This window comes from Roseateles sp. P4_D2 (genome assembly GCF_056401875.1).
The window spans coordinates 209,082-223,917 of record NZ_JBFUIM010000007.1 but is presented as its reverse complement, the minus strand read 5'-3'; the positions used below and the strand labels follow the sequence as shown (position 1 = coordinate 223,917).

Here is a 14,836-nt window from a genome sequence, read left to right as displayed (position 1 = left end):
GGCTGAAAAAGGATCAGGGATTCTCTACCAACAAATTTGACGGCCGAACCGTCGGCGTCCCCTGTTCATGGTCCGCTGCCTACAATCTTGTATATGTCTGCTTCCTGGCCCCTGCCGCCCCTGCCTCCGCTGCCGTCCATCACGCCCTTGCTGATGCCGGCCCTGCAGGATCGCCTTGTTTTGCTGATCAACCATGTCGTGTCGCGGGAGCCCATCGCGGCGCAACGCCTGCGGCCGCTGGCTGGGCGTGGGCTCGTCGTCCACCTGGCAGGCTGGCCTAGCCTGCTGCCGGCGGCGCCTGATTTGATACTCGGTGTCACACCAGCGGGTCTTTTTGAACGCCTGGACGCCGCCCCGGCAGGCGCCGGCGGCCTGCGCATCGAGATCGATGCATCCAACCCCGCCAAGCTGGCTCTGGGTGCATTCACGGGAGAGGCGCCCACCGTCAGCGTGCAGGGCGATGCCGCTTTCGCTGGCGAGATGCACTGGTTGATGGACAACCTGCGCTGGGACATCGAGGACGATCTGGCCGGCATCGTCGGGCCGCTGCCCGCCCGCCAGCTCGCCCAGTTCGGCCGCACCTTGCGGCGCACGTTGTCGGGCATGGCCGCGCGTTTTGCGACGACGACGTCCGGTAGCGGCGCATGAGGTTTGTCTCGCGGCTGCTGGTCATTCTGTGGACGGTCTGGCGCTTCGGTCTCGATGATCTGGCCTTGTCTGGCCTGCGTCGCAAGCGCTTCAGGCTGCTGCGTCGCCTGACCCGGCTGGGCCGGCGCTGGCAGCAGCCGCGCGGCGTGCGCCTGCGGCTGGCGCTGGAGCACCTCGGCCCCATCTTCGTCAAGTTCGGCCAGGTGCTGTCGACGCGGCGCGACCTGCTGCCGCTCGATGTCGCGCTGGAGCTGGCCAAGCTGCAGGACCGCGTGCCGCCCTTCCCGGCGGCGCTGTCGCGTGAAATCGTCGAGCGCGCCTTCGGCCGGCCGCTGGAGGAACTGTTCGCCACCTTCGACGCCGAGCCAGTGGCCAGCGCCAGCATCGCCCAAGTGCATTTCGCGACGCTGAAGGACGGCCGCGAGGTCGCCGTCAAGGTGCTGCGCCCCGGCATGCTGGACATCATCGACGACGACCTGTCGCTGATGCGCCAGCTGGCCGTCTGGATCGAGCGCTTCTCCGCCGATGGCCGGCGCCTGAAACCGCGCGAGGTGGTTGCTGAGTTCGACACTTATCTGCACGACGAGCTGGACTTGGTGCGCGAGGCCGCCAATGCCGCCCAGCTGCGCCGCAACATGGCCGAGCTGGATCTGATCATGGTGCCCGAGATGCACTGGGACCTGTGCAGCTCCGAGGTCATCGTCATGGAGCGCATGAAGGGCGTGCCGATCTCGCACCGCCCGGCGCTGGAGGCGGCCGGCATCGACATCCCCAAGCTGGCCCGCGACGGCGTGACCATCTTCTTCACCCAGGTGTTCCGCGACGGCTTCTTTCACGCCGACATGCACCCGGGCAACATCCAGGTGAGCCTGGCGCCCGAGACCTTCGGCCGCTACGTCGCGCTGGACTTCGGCATCATGGGCACGTTGACCGAGGTGGACAAGGACTACCTCGCCCAGAACTTCATCGCCTTCTTCCAGCGCGACTACAAGCGCGTGGCCGAGCTGCACATCGCCTCGGGTTGGGTGCCGCCCGAGACCCGCGTCGATGCGCTCGAAAGCGCGGTCCGGGCGGTTTGCGAGCCTCATTTCGACCGGCCGCTGAAGGACATTTCGTTGGGCCAGGTGCTGATGCGGCTGTTCCAGACCTCGCGCCGCTTCAACGTCGAGATCCAGCCCCAGCTGGTGTTGCTGCAGAAGACGCTGTTGAACGTTGAGGGCCTGGGCCGCCAGCTCGATCCCGAACTCGACCTCTGGGCCACGGCCAAGCCCTTCCTGGAGCGCTGGATGAACGAGCAGGTCGGCTGGCCGGCGTTCAACAAGCAGTTGATGAAGGAGGCGCCGCGCTTCGCACAGCTCATCCCCGAGCTGCCGCGCCTGCTGCACGACGCCCTCAAGAGCCAGGCCCGGCGTGCCGACGACGCCGAGACCCGCGCTCTCGTGCGCGAGCTGCGGCGCACCAACCGGCTGCTTTCCGGTTTGCTCTGGGGCGCCGCGGGCTTTGCCATCGGCGTCGCCGTGGCTTGGCTGACCGTGCGCTTTCTGGACATCAGCCCCTAGCAAGGCTCGCCAGCCGCGCCCTCATAATCCGCGCCAAATTTTTCGGCCCTTATTGCGCTCATGAACACCACGCTCATCGTTTTCGTCGTGCTCTATCTGCTCGGCACGCTGGGCATCGGTGTCTGGGCCGGCACCCGGATCAAGAACACCAGCGACTTCGCCGTCGCCGGGCGCAGCCTGCCGCTGATCATGGTCGTCACGACCACCTTCGCAACCTGGTTCGGTGCCGAAACCGTCATGGGCCTGCCGGCCAAGTTCGTGCAGGGCGGCCTGGGCGCCGTCGTCGAAGACCCGTTCGGTGCCGGTTTCTGCCTGGTGCTGGTGGGCGCCTTCTTCGCCGCGCGGCTGTACCGGATGAACCTGCTGACCATCGGCGACTTCTACCGCCAGCGCTTCGGCAAGGGCGTCGAGGTGTTCTGCTCGCTGGCCATCATCCTCAGCTACCTCGGCTGGGTGGCGGCCCAGGTCACGGCCCTGGGGCTGGTGTTCAACATCCTGACCGACGGCGCCATGAGCCCGCAGACCGGCATGGTCGTCGGCCTGCTGGCGGTGCTGGTCTACGTCGTCATCGGCGGCTTCCTGGCCGTGGCCTGGACGGACTTCATCCAGATGATCGTGCTGGTCATTGGCCTGAGTGTCATCGCGGTGTTTGCCTCGGACCTGGCCGGCGGCGCAGACAAGGTGCTGGCCCTGGCCAAGAGCCGCGACCTGGGCCGCTTCCTGCCCAACCCGACCTTCACCGAGATGGCCATGTTCCTCGGCTCGGGCCTGACCATGATGCTGGGCTCCATCCCGCAGCAGGACGTGTTCCAGCGCGTCATGTCCGCCAAGGACGCCAAGACGGCACAGCGCGGCGCCATGATCGGCGGCTTCAGCTACATCGCCTTTGCCTTCGTGCCCATGTTCATCGTGCTGGCCGCCGTGGCCGTCATGGGCGACAAGGCGCTGGAGCTGGCCCAGAACGACTACCAGCGCGTGCTGCCCAGCTTCGTCATGGGCCACATGCCGCTGTTCATGCAGATCCTGTTCTTCGGTGCGCTGTTGTCGGCCATCAAGAGCACCTCGTCAGCCACGCTGCTGGCGCCGACGACCAGCTTTGTCGAGAACATCCTGAAGCAGATCCGCCCCGGCATGAGCGACAAGCAGTCTCTCGTGGCGATGCGCGTCACGCTCGTCATCTTCGCCTTCGCCGTGCTGGCCTACGCCATCGCGCTGCAGGGCACGTCCATCTACGACCTCGTCAGCGCCGCCTACCAGGTCACCCTGGTCGCCGCCTTCGTGCCGCTGGTCTTTGGTCTGTACTGGAGCCGCTCGACCACCCAGGGCGCCGTGTTCTCGATCTTTGCCGGCATCGCCGTCTGGGTGGCCTTTTTCCCGCAGGTGACGACCTGGGGCGAGCTCTTCCCGGGGCAACTGGCCGGCCTGCTGGCGGCGCTGGCGGGCATGGTGGTCGGCTCGCTGATGCCCCAGGTGCTGACCGACCGTCGCGAGCACGTCAGCCACCATCTCCAGCCTCATCCCTGAGCGTGTCCCTTAAAATGTCGGGCTTTGCGTCTCTTCGAGCCCGACCATGCCAATCTACGCCTATCGCTGCAGCGCCTGTGGCCACGCCAAGGATGTGCTGCAAAAGCTGTCCGACGCGCCGCTGACCACCTGCCCCGCCTGCGCGGCGCAGAGCTTTTCCAAGCAGGTCACCGCAGCTGGTTTCCAGCTGAAGGGCTCGGGTTGGTATGCAACCGACTTCAAGGGTGGCTCGACCGCCGCCCCCGCGGCCCCGGCCGCCAGCGATGCTGCCAAGCCCGAAGCCGCCAAGGCTGAAGCATCCGCATCGCCGTCTTCCTCCACCTCCTGCGGCGGCTCCTGCGCCTGCCACTGACCGAAAAGCTTCGTGGGCGCTTCCTTACGCAAATACCTCGTTGCCGGCCTGCTGGTCTGGCTGCCGCTGGCCATCACCATCTGGGTGCTGGCCCAGGTTCTGGACGTCGTCAACGGCGTCTTCGGGTCCATGCTGGCCGCGCTGGCCCTGATCATGCCGGCCTCGCTGCGCGAGGCCATCCTGGAGCTGCGCCATGTGCCCGGCCTGGGGCTGGTGATCCTGGTCGGTGGCCTGTTGGCCACCGGCGTCCTCGTTGCCAACATCTTCGGCCAATGGCTGCTGACGCAATGGGACCGGCTGATGTCCCACATCCCCATCGTCAAGAGCATCTACAGCTCGGTCAAGCAGGTGTCGGACACGCTGTTCTCCAGCAGCGGCAACGCCTTTCGCGAAGCCGTCCTCGTGCAGTACCCGCGTGCCGGTAGCTGGACCATCGCCTTCGTGACCGGCACGCCCAGCGGCGAGGTGGCCTGCCATCTGGAGGACGAGCACGTCAGCATCTACGTGCCAACCACGCCCAACCCGACCTCGGGCTTCTTCCTCATCGTGCCCAGGTCGGACGTGAAGCCCCTGCACATGACGGTGGACGAGGCGCTGAAATACATCATCTCCATGGGCACCGTGGCGCCGCTGCCCCATCCCGTGGACCTCGGCGCCATCGCCGACGAGGCGGCGCGAAACCAGCCGGGTTGAACGCCCCGGCAGGCGTTCAATCCTGAGAGCCGAGCGAGCTCGCCAGCGCCCCAAGAACACCCCCTGAAAAGAATTCGGAGAAATCCCATGCGTACCTGCTATGCCGGCCAAGTCAGCGAAAAGCTGCTCGACCAGACCGTGACCCTGATGGGCTGGGCCCATCGCCGCCGTGACCATGGCGGCGTCATCTTCATCGACCTGCGCGACCGTGAAGGCCTGGTCCAGATCGTCTGCGACCCCGACCGCGCCGACAGCTTCAAGATTGCCGAGGACGTCCGCAGCGAGTTCTGCCTCAAGATCGTCGGCAAGGTGCGCGCCCGCCCGGCCGGCACCGAGAACGCCAACCTCGTCAGCGGCAAGATCGAAGTGCTCTGCCACGAGATCGAGGTGCTGAACCCGTCGGTGCCCATCCCCTTCCAGATCGACGAGGACAACCTCAGCGAGACGACCCGCCTCACGCACCGCGTGCTGGACCTGCGCCGCCCCTACATGCAGAACAACCTGATGCTGCGCTACCGCGTCGCGATGGAAGTCCGCAAGTTCCTGGACGAGCACGGCTTCGTCGACATCGAGACGCCGATGCTGACCAAGAGCACCCCGGAAGGTGCGCGCGATTACCTCGTGCCCAGCCGCGTGCATGACGGCCACTTCTTCGCGCTGCCGCAGTCGCCGCAGCTGTTCAAGCAGCTGCTGATGGTGTCGGGGTTCGACCGCTACTACCAGATCACCAAGTGCTTCCGTGACGAGGACCTGCGCGCCGACCGCCAGCCCGAGTTCACGCAGATCGATATCGAGACCTCCTTCCTGACCGAGGAAGAGATCCGCTCGATGTTCGAGGGCATGATCCGCCACGTCTTCCGCAAGAACCTCAACGTCGAGCTGGGTGACTACCCGGTCATGAAGTACGCGGAAGCCATGCACCGCTTCGGCTCCGACAAGCCCGACCTGCGCGTCAAGCTCGAGTTCACCGAGCTGACCGACGCCATGACGACGGTGGACTTCAAGGTGTTCAGCGGCCCGGCCACCACGCCGGGCGGCCGCGTCGTCGCGCTGCGCGTGCCCAAGGGCGCGTCCATGAGCCGCGGCGAGATCGACGCCTACACCGAGTTCGTCAAGATCTACGGCGCCAAGGGCCTGGCCTGGGTCAAGGTCAACGAAGTGGCCAAGGGCCGCGAAGGCCTGCAGTCGCCCATCGTCAAGAACCTGCACGACGAAGCCGTCGCCGAGATCCTGAAGCGCACCGGCGCCCAGGACGGCGACCTGCTGTTCTTCGGTGCGGACAAGGCCAAGGTCGTCAACGACGCCATCGGCGCGCTGCGCCTGAAGGTCGGCCACAGCGAGTTCGGCAAGGCCAATGGCCTGTTCAACGACGTCTGGGCGCCGCTGTGGGTCGTCGACTTCCCGATGTTCGAGCACGATGAGGAGAACAACCGCTGGGCGGCCGTTCACCACCCGTTCACGGCACCCAAGGACGGCCACGAGGACCTGATGACGTCGGACCCGGGCAAGTGCATCGCCAAGGCCTACGACATGGTGCTCAACGGCTGGGAGCTGGGCGGCGGCTCGGTGCGTATCCACCGTGCCGAGGTGCAGGCCAAGGTCTTCGAGGCGCTCAACATCAGCGCGGAAGACCAGCGCATCAAGTTCGGTTTCCTGCTGGACGCGCTGCAGTACGGTGCGCCCCCGCACGGCGGCCTGGCTTTCGGCCTGGACCGCATCGTCACGATGATGACCAAGGCCGAGTCCATCCGCGACGTCATCGCCTTCCCCAAGACCCAGCGCGCCCAGTGCCTGCTGACCGGCGCGCCGTCGCTGGTGGACGAAAAGCAGCTGCGCGAGCTGCACATCCGCCTGCGCAATTCGGCGGCTGCGGCGCAGTAAGCTGAGCAAGCGAATGAACGGGGCCTGCGGGCCCCGTTTTTGTTTGTGGGTTGGCTATGCGACTGTCCTGATCGCTCGTATACATCGCGCCGGGAATCCGCCCCGGCGGGCGGGTAACTTTTCTCTGTCGCGCCAGAGAAGAAGTCACCAAAAGAGAGGCGCTGAACCGCACACGAGCACCAAGTGCCGAGGGCAGGGTTCAAAGCGACAGATGCGTTACGCCCAGACGCGATCCGCTGCGCTCTCGCCGCTGTCCCTGTGAAGAGGGCCATCCATCGCCCCTTCACGCCGCTTAACGTCGGCTGCACGCCGAACTCACCAGGGAATACCGCGTCGCCCGAGCGACGCTGCCTTTGGTTTTCTGGTGAGCTCGGCGTGCAGCCGCGCGTTAAGCGGCCAGGCGGTGCGATGGATGGTGCTGGTGACAGAGACAGCAGCGAGAGCGCAGCGGGTCGCTTCGTCCTGTGGTCCCAGAGGAAGTTTTCGCGCGCCGCTCCTCGCGGCGTCGCGATGGTGTGCGGTTCAGCGCCTCTTCTTTGGTGACTTTCTTCTGGCGCCCCGCAGAAGAAAGTTACCCGGCCGCCGGGACGGACTCCCGGCAATGCAGCGAGTCAAAAGGACAACCGAAAAAACACCCCACCCCTGTCCCCACTTCAAAGCTCAAGCCCCACCTCACACCCAGTGCAGACTCCCGCGTTCGTCCTTCCAGGTGTCCCGCATGAATGTCCGCCCCCTCCTCGCCGCCGGCGTTGTCGCTCTTCTCGCCGGCTGCGGCAAATCGTCCACCACGCTGGGCGATGGCGGCTCCGTCATCAGCGGCTCGGCCGGGCCGGCCGGTGCGCACAAGGCCAGCCGCGAGCTGGTCAAGTGCGATGCACCGGTGGCGACGCTGGCCCTGGTCGAGAACCCCAACGGCTATGCCTACTCCAGCAGCTACCAGCTGCCGTCCAGTCCCGTGCCCCTGGTTCGCCTGCTGGCCCAGCAGAGCGGCTGCTTCCGGGTTGTCGACCGCGCCGCCGGCCTCAAGGCGACCGTGCGCGAGCAGGAACTCAAGGAAGCCGGCATCCTGCGCCAGCAGGGCAACACGGTGAGCAAGGGCAAGGGCTATGAGGCCCAGTACAGCCTGACACCCAGCCTCACCTTCAGCGAGCAGGACGCGGGCCGCCAGATCGGCGGCATCCTGCAGGCCATTCCCTATCTGAACAAACTCGTCGGCGCGGCCGAGCAGGTCAAGCTCAAGCAGGCCCAGGCAGCCCTGCTGCTGACCGATAACGAGACGACCGAGCAGGTCGCTGCGTCCACCGGTTCGGTCGAGGTGGCCGACCTGGGCGTCGGCGGCGCCGTGCTGGGCAAGCTCGGTGGCGCGGCCGGCGCGGGCTGGAGCAATTCCAACGAAGGCAAGGTCATCGCTGCGGCCTTCCTGGACGCCCACAACCAGCTCGTCGCCCAGGTGCGCGAGCTGCAGGCCAAGGAGCTGCCGCCCGAGGTGGCGCGGCGCAAGAAGACCTGATTCTTCATGGCCTGGCCGGCGCTATGCTGGCCGCATGCCCCCGGCCAAGCCCTTCAAGATCCCCGAGTCCGTCCTCGTCGTCATCCACACGCCGGACCTGCAGGTCCTGCTCATCGAGCGCGCTGACCATCCCGGCTACTGGCAGAGCGTCACGGGCTCCAAGGACACTCCCGACGAGGCGCTCGCGGAGACCGCACGCCGAGAGGTGCTGGAGGAAACGGGCTTCGACATCGCCGCATTGGGCGGTGAGCTGCGCGACTGGCATCTCGCCAATGTTTACGAGATTTACCCTCACTGGCGCCATCGCTACGCCCCGGGCGTCACGCGCAATACCGAACACGTCTTCGGCCTACAACTGCCTGAGGCGTTGACGCCGGTACTGGCTCCGCGCGAGCATCTATCGTGGCTCTGGCTGCCCTGGCATGAGGCTGCCGACCGCTGCTTCTCACCGTCAAACGCCGAAGCGGTGCTGCAGCTGCCCCGCTTCAGCGCCGCAATCTTATGAAGCCCCCACGCTCACTCCGTTCGCTGCCCCCCGAGGGGGCGCTCAGCGGCTTCGGGCGGCCGCACGCCGCTGAGATGCCATGAGATCCGTCGCCCGCCCCACCCCTCACCCGCCCGGCGAAGTGCTGCGCGTGGCCACCTACAACATCCACAAGGGCGTGCGCGGCCTCGGGCCGGCCAAACGCCTGGAGATCCACAACCTGCAGATGGGTGTGGAGGCCATGGACGCCGACCTCGTCTGCCTGCAGGAGGTGCGTCTCTTCCATCACCGCGAAGCCGCTTACTTCGACCGCACCTGGTTCGGTTGGCCCGAGAAGGGCCAGGCCGAGTTCCTTGCGCCCGAGGGCTATGAGGTGGCCTACCGCACCAACGCGACGACCAAGTTCGGCGAGCATGGCAACGCGCTGCTGTCGCGCTGGCCCATGGGCGACATCGGCCACCACGACGTGTCGGACCACTCCCTGGAGCAACGCGGCCTGCTGCATGTGCCGGTGCACTGGCATGGCACGGTCGTGCACGTCGTCGTCGCGCATTTCGGGTTGATTCATTCCAGCCGCATGCGCCAGGTCGACCGCCTCGCCAGCTTTGTGCGCGACAACGTACCCGAGGGCGCGCCGTTCCTTGTTGCCGGCGACTACAACGACTGGGGTGAGCGTTTGGACACGCCCATGCGTGCCCACGGCCTGCGTCGCGCGACGGCGCCGCACGGGCGGACTCGGGCCCCCACCTTTCCATCGCGCCTGCCCGTGTTCGCGCTGGACCGCGTCTACATGCGTGGCCTGCGCTGCACCGGCGTTCAGGTGCCGCGCGGCCCGAGCTGGTCGCGCATGTCAGACCACCTGCCGCTGATTGTGGAGCTGGCCCTCGAATGAGGCGCCTGGGGTCTAGGCGGCGCCGACGCCACCAGGCCGCCGACCCCGGCTTCGTTGGCGGCAATGAGGTCGAACTGCTGCGCGGCGGCGAGCAGCTTTTCCCGCGCATGCATGCAGCCATCCACGGCGCGAGCCGCGAGGTCTGGCTGGCGACCTATATCTTTCATCACGACGCCACCTCGCTGGCCCTGGCCGATGCCTTGATTGCGGCGGATCAGCGTGGCGTGCGCGTGCGCCTCGTCGTCGATGGCTTCGGCAGCAACGCCAGCATCAGGACGCTGCGCGAGCGCTTTGCCGGCAGCGGCGTGGCCCTGGCGGTGTTCCGGCCCATGGATCGCTGGTGGCGCTGGTTCCAGCCGGGCCAGTTGCGCCGCCTGCACCAGAAGCTTTGCGTTGTCGATGGCGAGCAGGCCTTCGTCGGCGGCATCAACGTCATCGATGATCGCCTGGACATGCACCATGGCGTCACCGAGCTGCCGCGGCTGGACTTCGCCGTGCAGGTGAGTGGCGGCCTCGTTGACCTGGTCGCGCAGAGCGTGCGTTCGATCTGGTCACGCGCCTGGCTGGGCCGGGAGTTCGACGATGCGCTTATCGACTACGTGCCGTTGCGGCGCCGTTTCGGCCTCTGGGTGACTCAGCTCTGGCGCGGGCCGCAGCGGCTGGGCGAGCCGGTGTCGCATCTGCAACCGGTCCGCGCCGCCTTCGTGCTGCGCGACAACCTGCGGCGGCGCCGCACCATCGAGCATGCCTATGCCGATGCCATCACCGACGCCCGCGAGAGCGTCGACGTGGTCTGCCCTTATTTCTATCCCGGTCAACGCATTCGCCATGCCCTGCGCCGCGCCGCCGACCGCGGCGTGTGCGTGCGCCTGCTCCTGCAAGGCAAGCTGGATTACCGGATCGCGGGCTGGGCTGCCGAAGCGCTGTATGCGGACCTGCTCGGCCATGGCGTCGAGATCTACGAGTACACGCCAGCCTTCCTGCATGCCAAGGTCGCCGTCGTCGACGGCCAGTGGGCCACGGTCGGCAGCTCCAACATCGACCCGCTGTCACTGCTGGTCAACCTGGAGGCCAACGTCGTCGTGCAGGACGCCGGCTTCGCGGTTCAACTCGCCAGCGAGATCGAGGCCGCCATCGCGGTCTCGCAGCGCGTCGGCGAGCGTGCCGGTACCGGCCTGCGCGCCTTGCTGCACAAGGCCGTCGTCGTGTGGTTTGCCTACGTGTTCTTGCGCGTCGCAGGCGCGGCGGGGCGCTACTGAGCGAAACCCGGCGCGTGCTCGGCCTTGAGCGCTCCGGCCTGCACCAATGCGGCCGCGCGCTCGATGTCCGGCGCAAGGTAGTGATCGGCCGGGCTGCTGGCGCAGTCGGCGCGCAGCCGCGTGTGCAGGGCCTCCACCGGCGCCGAACTCTGCAGCGGACGCAGGAAGTCGATGCCCTGGGCCGCCGCCAGCAGCTCAATGGCAACGATGTGGGCCGTGTTGTCGATCATGGCGTGCAGGCGGCGCGCGGCAAAGGTGGCCATCGACACGTGATCCTCCTGGTTGGCGCTGGTCGGCAGGCTGTCCACGCTGGCCGGGTGGGCCAGGCTCTTGTTCTCGCTGGCCAGGGCCGCGGCCGTCACGTGGGCGATCATGAAGCCGCTGTGCAGGCCGGCGTCGGCCGTCAGGAAGGGCGGCAGGCGCGAGATGGCCGGGTCGATCAGCATGGCGATGCGGCGCTCGGCAATCGCGCCCACTTCGGCAATCGCCAGGGCGAGGTTGTCGGCCGCAAAGGCCACCGGCTCGGCGTGGAAGTTGCCGCCCGAGATCATCACGTCGTCGAACACCAGCGGGTTGTCGGTGACGGCATTGGCCTCGCGCACCAGCACGCCGGCGGTGTGGCGGGCCTGGTCCAGGCAGGCACCCATGACCTGAGGCTGGCAGCGCAGGCAGTACGGGTCCTGCACGCGCTCGTCGCCCTCGCGGTGCGACTGGCGGATGGCGCTGCCGGCGAGCAGCTCGCGGTAGACGCCGGCCACCTCGATCTGGCCCGGTTGGCCGCGCACCTCGTGGATGCGGGCGTCGAAGGGGCCGTCACTGCCGCGGGCTGCATCCAGCGTCATCGCGCCGCTGGCCAGGGCCGTGGCGAACAGGCCCTCGAAGCGCAGCAGCGCGTGCAGGGCCAGGGCCGTGCTGGCCTGCGTGCCGTTGATGAGGGCCAGGCCCTCCTTGGCGGCCAACGTCAGTGGTCGCAGCTCCAGGCGGGCCAGTTCGTCGCGCGCCGGAATGCGTTTGCCGGCCACCAGCGCCTCGCCTTCTCCCATCAGCGCGAGTGTGAGGTGAGCCAGTGGCGCCAGGTCTCCACTGGCGCCCACCGATCCCTGGCAGGGCACATAGGGGACGAAGCCGGCGCTGAGCGCATCCAGCAGGGCTTGCACGACCTCGCGGCGCACGCCCGAGAAGCCCCGCGCCAGGCTGCCAGCCTTGGTCGCCAGCATCAGGCGTACGACCTCGGGCGACATCGGCGCGCCGACGCCCACCGCGTGGCTGCGGATCAGGTTGAGCTGCAGTGCCGCGAGCTGGTCCTTGGCAATGCGCGTGCTCGCCAGCTTGCCGAATCCTGTGTTGACGCCATAGACGGGCGCATCGCCCGCGGCGGCGGCAGCGACCAGGGCGGCGCTCTTGTCGACGGCACGCCAGTCGTCGAGCTGCAGCGCAGCGCGGCCGGCGGCGATGTCGGCGAGTTGATCGAGCGTCAGTTGTCCGGGGATGAGTTTCATAGAAGACTTCACAGGGAAGGCAGGTTCAGTTCGTTCTTCTTCGCGCAGTCGACGGCGGTGTCGTAGCCCGCGTCGGCGTGGCGCATGACGCCGGTGGCCGGGTCGTTCCACAGCACGCGCGAAATGCGCTTCGCGGCCGCGTCGGTGCCATCGCAGACGATGACGACGCCGGAATGCTGCGAGTAGCCCATGCCCACGCCGCCGCCGTGGTGCAGCGACACCCAGGTGGCGCCGCCAGCCGTGTTCAGCAGTGCGTTCAGCAACGGCCAGTCGGATACGGCGTCCGAGCCGTCCTTCATGCCTTCGGTCTCGCGGTTGGGGCTGGCGACGGAGCCGCTGTCCAGGTGGTCGCGGCCGATGACGATGGGCGCCTTCAGCTCGCCGCTCTTGACCATCTCGTTGAAGGCCAGGCCCGCGAGGTGGCGCTCGCCCAGCCCCAACCAGCAGATGCGCGCGGGCAGACCCTGGAAGGCGATGCGCTCGGCGGCCATGTCCAGCCAGCGGTGCAGGGCTTCATGCTGGGGAAACAACTCCTTCAGCTTGGCGTCGGTCTTGCGAATGTCCTCGGGGTCGCCCGACAGCGCCACCCAGCGGAACGGGCCTTTGCCCTCGCAGAACAGCGGGCGCACATAGGCGGGCACGAAGCCGGGGAAGTCGAAGGCGTTGGCCACGCCCTGGTCCAGCGCGACCTGGCGGATGTTGTTGCCGTAGTCCACCGTCGGGATGCCCAGTTGCTGGAAGGCCAGCATGCCCTTCACATGGTCGGCGCAGCTCTTGGCGGCAGCGGTCTTCAGTTCGGCGTGCTGTGCCGGATCGGCTGCGGCGGCCTTCCACTGCTCGACGCTCCAGCCGGCCGGCAGATAGCCGTGGATGAGGTCGTGCGCCGAGGTCTGGTCGGTGACCAGATCGGGCCTGATGGCCGTGCCCTGCTTGCAGCGCTCGGCAAGCTGCGGGATCAGCCGCGCCGCGTTGCCCAGCAGCGCGATGGACTTGGCCTCGCCGGAGGCCGTGTACTTGGCGATGCGGTCCAGCGCGTCGTCCAGATCAAACGCCTGCTCGTCGACATAACGGGTCTTCAGGCGGAAGTCGATGCGCGACTGCTGGCATTCGATGTTCAGCGAGCAGAAGCCCGCGAAGGTGGCTGCCAGCGGCTGGGCGCCGCCCATGCCGCCCAGGCCCGCGGTCAGCACCCAGCGGCCCTTGGCCACGCCGCCGTAATGCTGGCGTGCGGCTTCGGCAAAAGTCTCATAGGTGCCCTGCACGATGCCCTGGCTGCCGATGTAGATCCAGCTGCCAGCCGTCATCTGGCCGTACATCATCAGGCCCTTGCGATCCAGCTCGTGGAAGTGCTCCCACGTGGCCCAGGCCGGTACGAGGTTGGAGTTGGCCAGCAGCACCCGCGGCGCGTCCGGGTGGGTGCGGAACACGCCCACCGGCTTGCCGGACTGGATCAGCAGTGTCTCGTCGTCGTTGAGTTCGCGCAGCGACTTGCAGATCGCGTCGAACGCCTCCCAGTTGCGCGCCGCCTTGCCGATGCCGCCGTAGACCACCAGCGCGTCCGGGTTCTCGGCCACGGCGGGGTCGAGGTTGTTTTGCAGCATGCGGTAGGCAGCCTCGGTCAGCCAGCTCTTGCAGCTGAGCTGGGTGCCGGTGGGCGCTTTGACAGGGCGGGGCAGGGCTGACATCGGGTACTCCTGAAAGTGCCGCGAACTCTAGTTGTCTATACAAGTCAAGTCAACTAGGATGGCGCCCATGCCCAGAAGCCCGGCCAGCCCCGAACCCCAGTACCTCAAGGTCAAGAACCATCTGCGCGAAGGCATCGCCAGCAGCCACTGGGTGGCCGGCGATCTGCTGCCCAGCGAAGGCGCTCTTGTCGCCCAGTTCGAAGTCAGCCGCATGACGGTGAACCGGGCGTTGCGCGAGCTGGTGCAGGAAGGGCTGATCGAGCGCGTCCAGGGCGTGGGCAGCTTCGTCGCCCAGCTGCATCGCATCTCGTCGACGCTGAATGTGCGTGACGTGCATGAGGAGATCCTCGAGCGCGGCGGCATGCACGAGGCGCGCGTGCATGCGCTGTTGAAGGGCAAGGCGACGCCGCAGCAGGCGGCCGAGCTCGGCCTCAAGCGTGGTGCGCCCGTCTTCCTCAGCCTCATCGTGCACCTGGAGAACGGCGTGGCCATCCAGTGCGAGGAGCGTGCCGTCAACCCGGCCAGTGCGCCCGACTATCTTTCACAGGATTTCACGCGCATCACGCCGACGCATTACCTGCTGGAGGTGGCGCCGCTGTCCGAAGCGCGCTACATGATCGAGGCGGCCCTGCCCGGCGAGGTTGAAGCCAAGCTGCTCGGCATCAACCGCCGCGCCCCCTGCCTGGTCGTCAAACGCATCACTTACAGCCGCGGTGTTGCCGTAACCAGCGTGAAACTGACCCACCCCGGAGCACGTTACCAATTGCAAGGGAGCTTCGCGGCATGAGCTGCGCCGCACAGAGCTGCGGAAAATGCTCCACTCCCGTGAAGCGGGCTTGAGCGCAAGGAA

Annotated in this window: 13 protein-coding genes; 11 read left to right on the top strand and 2 right to left on the bottom strand. The window is 67.3% G+C overall.

The features are described from left to right. Positions 1–93 precede the first annotated feature (93 nt). From AC1DW0_RS14725 to clsB, 10 genes are all read left to right on the top strand, one after another. A complete protein-coding gene (locus tag AC1DW0_RS14725; protein WP_056204072.1) occupies positions 94–648 on the top strand; it encodes a hypothetical protein in 555 nt (184 codons plus the stop codon). After that, a complete protein-coding gene (gene ubiB / locus AC1DW0_RS14720; RefSeq protein ID WP_477946619.1) occupies positions 645–2,207 on the top strand; it encodes a ubiquinone biosynthesis regulatory protein kinase UbiB in 1,563 nt (520 codons plus the stop codon). Before AC1DW0_RS14725 ends, ubiB begins: the two co-directional genes overlap by 4 nt. 60 nt (positions 2,208–2,267) lie before the next feature. Then, positions 2,268–3,731 (top strand): high affinity choline transporter 1, encoded by a 1,464-nt coding sequence (locus AC1DW0_RS14715; protein WP_056204064.1) that lies wholly within the window; start codon positions 2,268–2,270, stop codon positions 3,729–3,731. 46 nt (positions 3,732–3,777) lie between these two features. Continuing rightward, a complete protein-coding gene (locus AC1DW0_RS14710) occupies positions 3,778–4,083 on the top strand; it encodes an FmdB family zinc ribbon protein (RefSeq protein ID WP_056204061.1) in 306 nt (101 codons plus the stop codon). Positions 4,084–4,095: 12 nt separating this feature from the next. Continuing rightward, a complete protein-coding gene (locus AC1DW0_RS14705) occupies positions 4,096–4,776 on the top strand; it encodes a DUF502 domain-containing protein (protein WP_056204058.1) in 681 nt (226 codons plus the stop codon). Between the two features lie 87 nt (positions 4,777–4,863). Beyond that, positions 4,864–6,657 carry an aspartate--tRNA ligase gene (gene aspS, locus AC1DW0_RS14700; RefSeq protein ID WP_056204055.1) on the top strand — a complete coding sequence of 598 codons (1,794 nt, stop codon included), beginning with the start codon at positions 4,864–4,866 and terminating at the stop codon, positions 6,655–6,657. 718 nt (positions 6,658–7,375) lie between these two features. Then, the gene (locus AC1DW0_RS14695) at positions 7,376–8,167 is read left to right on the top strand and encodes a CsgG/HfaB family protein (RefSeq protein ID WP_056204052.1); all 792 of its coding nucleotides are present in this window, start codon (positions 7,376–7,378) and stop codon (positions 8,165–8,167) included. Positions 8,168–8,201: 34 nt separating this feature from the next. Continuing rightward, positions 8,202–8,672, top strand: a complete 471-nt coding sequence (nudB, locus tag AC1DW0_RS14690; RefSeq protein ID WP_056204049.1) for a dihydroneopterin triphosphate diphosphatase — start codon at positions 8,202–8,204, stop codon at positions 8,670–8,672. Positions 8,673–8,751: 79 nt separating this feature from the next. Then, complete coding sequence (locus AC1DW0_RS14685) at positions 8,752–9,543, top strand: endonuclease/exonuclease/phosphatase family protein (RefSeq protein WP_056204046.1); 792 nt, start codon at positions 8,752–8,754, stop codon at positions 9,541–9,543. Continuing rightward, positions 9,540–10,802, top strand: coding sequence for a cardiolipin synthase ClsB (gene clsB / locus AC1DW0_RS14680; RefSeq protein WP_056204043.1), 1,263 nt, complete (start codon positions 9,540–9,542; stop codon positions 10,800–10,802). Before AC1DW0_RS14685 ends, clsB begins: the two co-directional genes overlap by 4 nt. Here the strand turns inward: clsB and hutH are convergent. Then, a complete protein-coding gene (gene hutH, locus AC1DW0_RS14675; RefSeq protein ID WP_457353795.1) occupies positions 10,796–12,301 on the bottom strand; it encodes a histidine ammonia-lyase in 1,506 nt (501 codons plus the stop codon). The two genes, clsB and hutH, sit on opposite strands and share 7 nt — an antisense overlap. Positions 12,302–12,309: 8 nt before the next feature. Continuing rightward, positions 12,310–13,986 carry a urocanate hydratase gene (gene hutU / locus AC1DW0_RS14670; RefSeq protein WP_477946614.1) on the bottom strand — a complete coding sequence of 559 codons (1,677 nt, stop codon included), beginning with the start codon at positions 13,984–13,986 and terminating at the stop codon, positions 12,310–12,312. 67 nt (positions 13,987–14,053) lie between these two features. Here hutU and hutC point away from each other — a divergent pair, with 67 nt between their 5' ends. Further along, positions 14,054–14,773 carry a histidine utilization repressor gene (gene hutC, locus AC1DW0_RS14665; protein WP_056204511.1) on the top strand — a complete coding sequence of 240 codons (720 nt, stop codon included), beginning with the start codon at positions 14,054–14,056 and terminating at the stop codon, positions 14,771–14,773. Positions 14,774–14,836 lie beyond the last annotated feature (63 nt).